Here is a 6,510-nt window from a genome sequence, read left to right on the forward strand (position 1 = left end):
GGCTCAGCCCTGGACGGCCGGCGCCGCCGGAGCGGTCGCCTTCGCACGGGCCGACTCCACGCGCTTGTCGTGCTTGGAGATCTCGCTCTCCCGGCTGCGCAGCTGCGCGTACAGCGGAGCCGCGACGAAGATCGTCGAGTAGGTGCCGACGATGATGCCGATCAGCAGGGCGAGCGAGATGTCGCGGAGGGTGCCCGCGCCGAGGACGAACGCTCCGATCACGAGGATCGCGGCCACCGGGAGGGCGGCGACGATCGAGGTGTTGATCGAGCGCACCAGGGTCTGGTTCTCGGCCAGGTTCACCGTCTCGGAGAAGGTGCGGGTCGTGCTGCCGAGAGCCTCCGCCGTGTTCTCGCGGATCTTGTCGAAGACCACGACGGTGTCGTAGAGCGAGTAGCCGAGGATCGTCAGCAGTCCGATCACCGCCGCCGGCGAGACCTCGGTGCCGGTGATGCCGTAGACGCCCGCGACGATGACCAGGTCGTGAAGGAGCGCGACGATCGCGGCGAGCGACATCTTCCACGTCCGGAAGTACGCCCACATGGCCAGGGCCGCGAGGACGACGAAGATCACCAGGCCGCGCAGGGCCTGCTGGGTCACGTCGTTGCCCCACGCCGCTCCGATGAAGGAGGAGGCGACCTGGTCGGCGGGGACGTCGTACGCCTCCGACAGAGCGTTCTTGACGGCGGTCGACTCGTCGGTCGAGAGCTGTCCGGTCTGCACGCGGATGGAGTCGTCGCCGACGATCGACACGCGCGGAACGGTCTCCGGCGCGACGGTGGTGACGGCGTCCGTGGCCGTCGCCTGCTCCAGGCTCGCCGGTGAGGACACCGTGAACTGCGAGCCGCCGGTGAACTCGATGCCGAAGTTGAAGCCGCCGCGGGCGACGGTCCCGAGCAGCGTGATCAGGATCAGGGCGAGCGAGACGAGGTACCACGTGCGGCGCCGGCCGACGAAGTCGATCGATCGCGCACCGGTGTAGAGGTCGTTTCCGAACTGCGAGAAGCTGGTCATCACGCGTCCTTCCCGTTCGAGTCGTTGGAGTCGCGCAGGCCGGCCGCCTCGGCGGCCTTCCGCTCGGCGATGGTCTGGCGCTTGGCCGCCTCGCGGGACGCGGAGGCGCGCTTGCCGGCGACCACCTGGTCCTGCGGACGGAAGGCCGCACGGCCGCGGTAGACCGCTCCGAGCGCCCGGGGATCCAGGCCCGAGGCCTTGTGCCCCTCGGCGAAGAACGGTCTGGTGGCCATCAGCTGCAGGATCGGGTGGGTGAACAGCGCCACCACGATCAGGTCGATGATCGTCGTGATCCCGAGGGTGAGCGCGAAGCCGCGGACGCTGCCGACGGCGAGGAGGAAGAGCACCACCGCGGCGAGCAGGTTCACCATGTCGGACGCGAAGATCGTGCGCAGGGCGCGCCGCCAGCCGGACTCGACGGCGGACTCGAGGCCGCGCCCGTCGCGCAGCTCGTCGCGGATGCGCTCGAAGTACACGATGAACGAGTCGGCCGTGATGCCGATCGCGACGATCAGACCCGCGACCCCCGCGAGCGAGAGGCGCAGTCCCTCCCGCCAGGACAGCAGCGTGACGACGAGATAGGTGACGATCGCCGCGACGAGCAGCGAGGCGATCGTGACGGCTCCGAGCACGCGGTACTGCGCGATGGAGTAGACGATGACGAGGATGAGGCCGATGAGGCCGGCGAGCAGGCCGCTGGCGAGCTGGGCGGAGCCGAGCGTCGCCGAGATGCTGTCGGAGCTCTGCACCTGGAAGCCGATCGGCAGCGCGCCGTACTTGAGCTGGTCGGCGAGCGACTTCGACGACTCCTGGGTGAAGGAGCCCGAGATCTGCGCGTTGCCGTCGGTGATCGCGGCGTTCGTCGACGGGGCCGAGATGACCCGGCCGTCGAGCACGATCGCGAACTGGTTCTGCGCACCCTGCAGCGCCACGAGGCGCGAGGTCACGTCGCCGAAGGCCTGCGTGCCCTGGTCGTCGAACGAGAGGTTGACGGCCCAGGTGCCGGTGCTGGCGCCGGAAGAGGTCGTCATCAGGCCGTTCGAGGCGTCCGAGATGTCCTCGCCGGTGATCTCCACCGGGCCGAGGACGTACTTGACGGTGCCGCTGTCGTCACAGGTGATGAGCGGCTGGTCGGCCGGCGCGAGGTTCGGGTCCTGGCCGTTGAGGAAGGCGCAGTCGAAGGCGGTGTACTGCGCCTCGAGAGCCGGAGTGAGGTAGGCGAGGTCGCTCGCGTTCGTCGGCGAGGCGGTCGGCTCCGTCGAGAGGGACGGATCCACGGGCGTCGGAGTGGGCGAGGACGTCGCGTCGCCCCCGACCGAGCTGTTGGTGGCCTGGCTCGCGACGAGGACGGGGCGGAAGTCGAGCTTCGCCGACGCCTCGATGCGCTGGAGGGTCTCGTCGTCCGGCGTACCCGGGATCGAGACGACGATGTTGCTCGAGCCCTGGGTCGTGATCTCGGCCTCGGAGACGCCGGACGCGTCGATGCGCTGGCGGATGATCGAGACGGCCTGCGTCAGCTGCTCCGACGAGACGGTGTCGCCGTCGTTGAGCTGCGGCTGCAGGACGATCTGCGTGCCGCCCTCGAGGTCGAGAGCGAGCTTCGGCGTCCAGGAGCCGCCGCCCCAGAGGACGGCCGCCGTGTTGAGTCCGACGAGAGCGAGGATCAGGACACCGAGCCAGCTCAGGGAGCGGCGGGCCTTCCGGACGGGGGTTGATGCGGCCACCCAGGGCTCAGCTTTCTCTTCGGTCGACGGTGATCGTCCCGGGGTCGCCCGGGTGTGGAGAAGGGCGGGCGGGCGTCGATGCGCTCGGCCCGCCCAGGAGACTACTGCGCGTCGGGACGGCGGTCGCGCTCCACCGGGTCCACCAGCGGGTCGCGGTGCGCGGAGTCGCGCTCGCCGAACTCGGGCGAGCCGGTCGCGGTCAGCGGGTCGGCCTCGTCCTCGGCCTCGACGACGACGGCGTTCTCGCTCGGGTCGATGAGGCGGGCGATCGCCTGACGGTGGATGGTCAGCAGCGTGCCGGGGGTCGACTCGATGACGATCTTGTTCGCCTCGTCGTCGATCGACACGACGGTGCCGAAGAGGCCGGAGCCGGTCATCAGCTCCACCCCCGGCTGGAGGTTGTTCTTCATGCTCTCCGCGTCGCGCTGGCGCTTCTTGTTGTTGCGGAACATGAAGATGATCATCACGGCGAGCAGCAGGACGAGCAGGATGATCGTCGGATCCATGGGTGGGCCTTCCGGAGTGGATGGGCGATCCGCCGCGCGGCCTCAGGTCGAGGCGGAGCGGATCGAGCGGCCCGTCGGGCCTAGAGAATCATAGATCATCGGGGAACAGGGGCGGCTGAGCCGCCGTCCCCCGGGGGTCGATGCCGAAGTGGCGGTAGGCGGCCGGGGTCGCCACCCGGCCGCGCGGCGTCCGTGTCAGCAGGCCGATCCGCACGAGGAACGGCTCGACGACGGCCTCGACCGTCTCGGCCTCCTCCCCCACCGACACGGCGAGGGTGTTCAGACCGACCGGCCCGCCGTCGAAACGGGTCAGCACGATCTCCATCACGGCGCGGTCGAGGCGGTCGAGTCCGAGCGCGTCCACGTCGTAGAGCTCCAGCGCCGCGCGGACGGCGGTCACGTCGGCACGGCCGCCGTGGACCAGGGCGAAGTCCCGCACCCGCCGGAGCAGGCGGTTGGCGATGCGCGGGGTGCCGCGGCAGCGGCCGGCGATCTCGGCGATCGCGTCCGCGTCGATGTCGAGCTCGAGCAGCCGTGCCGCCCGGGCGAGGACCTGCCGCAGCTCGTCCTCCGCGTAGAACTCGAGGTGCGCTGTGAAGCCGAAGCGGTCGCGGAGCGGGTTGGGCAGCAGGCCGGAGCGGGTCGTGGCGCCGACGAGCGTGAACGGGGCGAGATCCAGCGGGACGGACGTCGCTCCCGCCCCCTTGCCGACCATGATGTCGATCCGGAAGTCCTCCATCGCGAGGTAGAGCATCTCCTCCGCGGAGCGCGCCATGCGGTGGATCTCGTCGATGAAGAGGATCTCGCCGGGCAGCAGCGAGGACAGTACGGCGGCGAGGTCGCCCGCGTGCTGGATCGCGGGGCCGCTGGAGAGCCGCAGGGGCGAGGAGCTCTCCTCCGCCACGATCATCGCGAGGGTCGTCTTGCCGAGCCCGGGCGGGCCCGCCAGCAGGATGTGGTCGGGCGTCCGGCCCTGCATGGCCGCGGCCTTGAGCAGCAGCTCGAGCTGGCCGCGCACCTTGCGCTGGCCGACGAACTCACTGAGATTCCTGGGGCGCAGGGCACCCTCGAAGGCGACCTCGGCCTCCGAGGCGACCTCGGCGCCCAGCACCTCGTCGCTCACGAGCGGGCCGCCGGTCCGAGGCGGGCGAGAGCGAGCCGCAGCAGCGCCTGCACGTTCGCGGCGTCGGAGGCCTGGGCGTCGAGCAGGATCTCATCGACCACGTCGGCCGCGGTGCGCTCGGGCCAGCCGAGGCCGACGAGCGCCGCGAGCACGTTCTGCGCGGCGGTGGCGGCGGGACCGGAGCCGCGGGCGGCGCGCGGCCGCACGGTCACCTTGCCGGCGAGCGAGAGGATGATCAGCTTGGCCGTCTTCGGGCCGATGCCGCTGACCTTCCGGAACACCCCGTCGTCCTCGTCGGCGACCGCCTGCGCGATCCGGTCCGGCTCGACCGCACCGAGCACGCCGAGGGCGGACTTGGGGCCGACGCCGGTCACGCCGATCAGCAGCTCGAAGATCTCGAGCTGCTCCTCGTCGGGGAAGCCGTAGAGGGTGAGCGAGTCCTCGCGGACGACGAGCACGGTGCTGACCGTCGTCTCGTCGCCGACGCGCATCTCGAGCGCGTGCTGCGGGGTCACGTTCACCGCGTAGCCGACGCCGTGGACGTCGAGGACGGCGAGGCTCCCGCGGGCGGAGAGGACGGTGCCGCGGAGAGAGGAGATCACCGAGTCAGTCTAGATGCTCGAACAGGCGTTCGACTCGCGGCCTCGGCGGCGCGCCACGCACGCTGTGCCGCTGTGCCGCCCGCCGCCCCGTCGGCACCGGCTCCCGCCGACCCGGAGGTCGGCGCGAGCGGGGTCCGCCAGGCGTGGCAGACGGCCAGGGCGAGGGCGTCGGCCGCGTCGGCCGGCCGCGGGGGGGCGTCGAGCCGGAGGACGCGCTGGATCATCGCCGTGACCTGACGCTTGTCCGCGGCTCCGTAGCCGGTGACGGCGGCCTTCACCTCGCTCGGCGTGTGGATCCCGACCGGGAGCCCGCGCCGGGCCGCCGCGACGAGGGCGACGCCGCTGATCTGCGCGATGCCCATGACGGTGCTGACGTTGTTCTGCGCGAAGACCCGCTCGATCGCGACGGCGTCGGGGCGGTGCTCGTCGAGCAGCGCCTCGAGCCCGTCGCCCAGGGCCAGCAGGCGGCGCTCCAGCGCGTCGTCCGGCGGCGTGCGGAGCACCGTCACGTGCACGAGGGTCGCGCGGCGGTCGCGCGAGACGTCGACGATGCCGACGCCGCAGCGGGTGAGCCCGGGGTCGATCCCGAGGACGCGCATCAGGCCGCCCTCCGGGATCGGGCCGGGCTCACCGCGTCACTCCTCGTTCTCGAGCTCGGCACGCACCTCGGCCGTGATGTCGAGGTTGGTGTAGACGTTCTGCACGTCGTCCGAGTCCTCGAGCGCATCGATCAGGCGGAAGACCTTGCGGGCCGTCTCGGCGTCGGCCTCGACCTGGAGGGAGGCGACGAACTCGATGTCGGCGGAGTCGTAGTCGATGCCCGCGTCCTGCAGCGCGGAGCGGGCCGGGACGAGCTCGCTCGGCTCGACGCGGACCTCGAAGCTCTCGCCGTGGTCGAGGACGTCGTCGACGCCGAAGTCGAGGACCGCGCCGAGCACGTCGTCCTCGGTGACGCTCTCGCCGTGGGGCACGGAGATGACGCCCTTGCGCGCGAAGTTGTAGGCGACGCTGCCCGGGTCGGCCATGGTGCCGCCGTTGCGGGTCATCGCAGTGCGGACGTCCGCCGCGGCGCGGTTCTTGTTGTCGGTGAGGCACTCGACGAGCAGGGCGATGCCGTTGGGGCCGTACGCCTCGTACATGATCGTCGTGTAGTCGATGACCTCGCCGGTGAGACCGGCGCCGCGCTTGATCGCGCGGTCGATGTTGTCGTTCGGCACCGAGGTCTTCTTCGCCTTCTGCACGGCGTCGACGAGCGTCGGGTTGCCGGAGAGGTCGGCGCCGCCGGTCTTGGCGGCCACCTCGATGTTCTTGATCAGCTTGGCGAAGGACTTCGCGCGGCGCGAGTCCTTGATCGCCTTCTGGTGCTTGGTCGTGGCCCACTTGGAATGCCCGGACACGGTGCTCCCTCGGAAATCTCGTTGCGTGCGGCCCCCGAGGGCGCCGCTGATGGCAGGGGCCAGTCTATTCGAGAGCCGGTCCCCGCCCGGCTCTCCGCGGTCGGCCCGACGAGGTGGTCGCGCAGGTGGAGCGGGAAGCGTCCG

The 6,510-nt window shown here is 71.1% G+C and carries 7 protein-coding genes; all 7 read right to left on the minus strand.

Annotation, left to right across the window (positions count from 1 at the left end):
* Window positions 1–3: 3 nt before the first annotated feature.
* The 7 genes from secF to C5C24_RS14445 all read right to left on the minus strand — a co-directional run bounded on the left by secF (window position 4) and on the right by C5C24_RS14445 (window position 6,366).
* The gene (gene secF, locus C5C24_RS14415; RefSeq protein WP_104305293.1) at window positions 4–1,014 is read right to left on the minus strand and encodes a protein translocase subunit SecF; all 1,011 of its coding nucleotides are present in this window, start codon (window positions 1,012–1,014) and stop codon (window positions 4–6) included.
* Window positions 1,014–2,738, minus strand: a complete 1,725-nt coding sequence (gene secD / locus C5C24_RS14420; RefSeq protein WP_104305294.1) for a protein translocase subunit SecD — start codon at window positions 2,736–2,738, stop codon at window positions 1,014–1,016. The genes secF and secD overlap by 1 nt, the downstream gene beginning before the upstream one ends.
* Before the next feature lie 101 nt (window positions 2,739–2,839).
* Complete coding sequence (gene yajC / locus C5C24_RS14425; RefSeq protein ID WP_104277667.1) at window positions 2,840–3,244, minus strand: preprotein translocase subunit YajC; 405 nt, start codon at window positions 3,242–3,244, stop codon at window positions 2,840–2,842.
* Between the two features lie 88 nt (window positions 3,245–3,332).
* Complete coding sequence (gene ruvB, locus C5C24_RS14430) at window positions 3,333–4,367, minus strand: Holliday junction branch migration DNA helicase RuvB (RefSeq protein WP_104224769.1); 1,035 nt, start codon at window positions 4,365–4,367, stop codon at window positions 3,333–3,335.
* Complete coding sequence (gene ruvA / locus C5C24_RS14435; protein WP_104225337.1) at window positions 4,364–4,969, minus strand: Holliday junction branch migration protein RuvA; 606 nt, start codon at window positions 4,967–4,969, stop codon at window positions 4,364–4,366. The genes ruvB and ruvA overlap by 4 nt, the downstream gene beginning before the upstream one ends.
* Window positions 4,966–5,568, minus strand: a complete 603-nt coding sequence (gene ruvC, locus C5C24_RS14440) for a crossover junction endodeoxyribonuclease RuvC (RefSeq protein WP_104305295.1) — start codon at window positions 5,566–5,568, stop codon at window positions 4,966–4,968. The genes ruvA and ruvC overlap by 4 nt, the downstream gene beginning before the upstream one ends.
* Window positions 5,569–5,604: 36 nt before the next feature.
* Window positions 5,605–6,366: a YebC/PmpR family DNA-binding transcriptional regulator gene (locus C5C24_RS14445; protein WP_104277664.1), complete on the minus strand. Its 762-nt coding sequence runs from the start codon at window positions 6,364–6,366 to the stop codon at window positions 5,605–5,607.
* Between the last annotated feature and the right edge of the window lie 144 nt (window positions 6,367–6,510).

Source organism: Rathayibacter sp. AY2B3, from assembly GCF_002931755.1.
Classification (GTDB): Bacteria; Actinomycetota; Actinomycetes; order Actinomycetales; family Microbacteriaceae; genus Rathayibacter.

Coding starts and splice junctions, on each gene's coding strand:
- yajC (WP_104277667.1), bottom strand. CDS start 3,244: ATGGATCCGACGATCATCCTGCTCGTCCTGCTGCTCGCCGTGATGATC.
- ruvC (WP_104305295.1), bottom strand. CDS start 5,568: ATGCGCGTCCTCGGGATCGACCCCGGGCTCACCCGCTGCGGCGTCGGC.
- secF (WP_104305293.1), bottom strand. CDS start 1,014: ATGACCAGCTTCTCGCAGTTCGGAAACGACCTCTACACCGGTGCGCGA.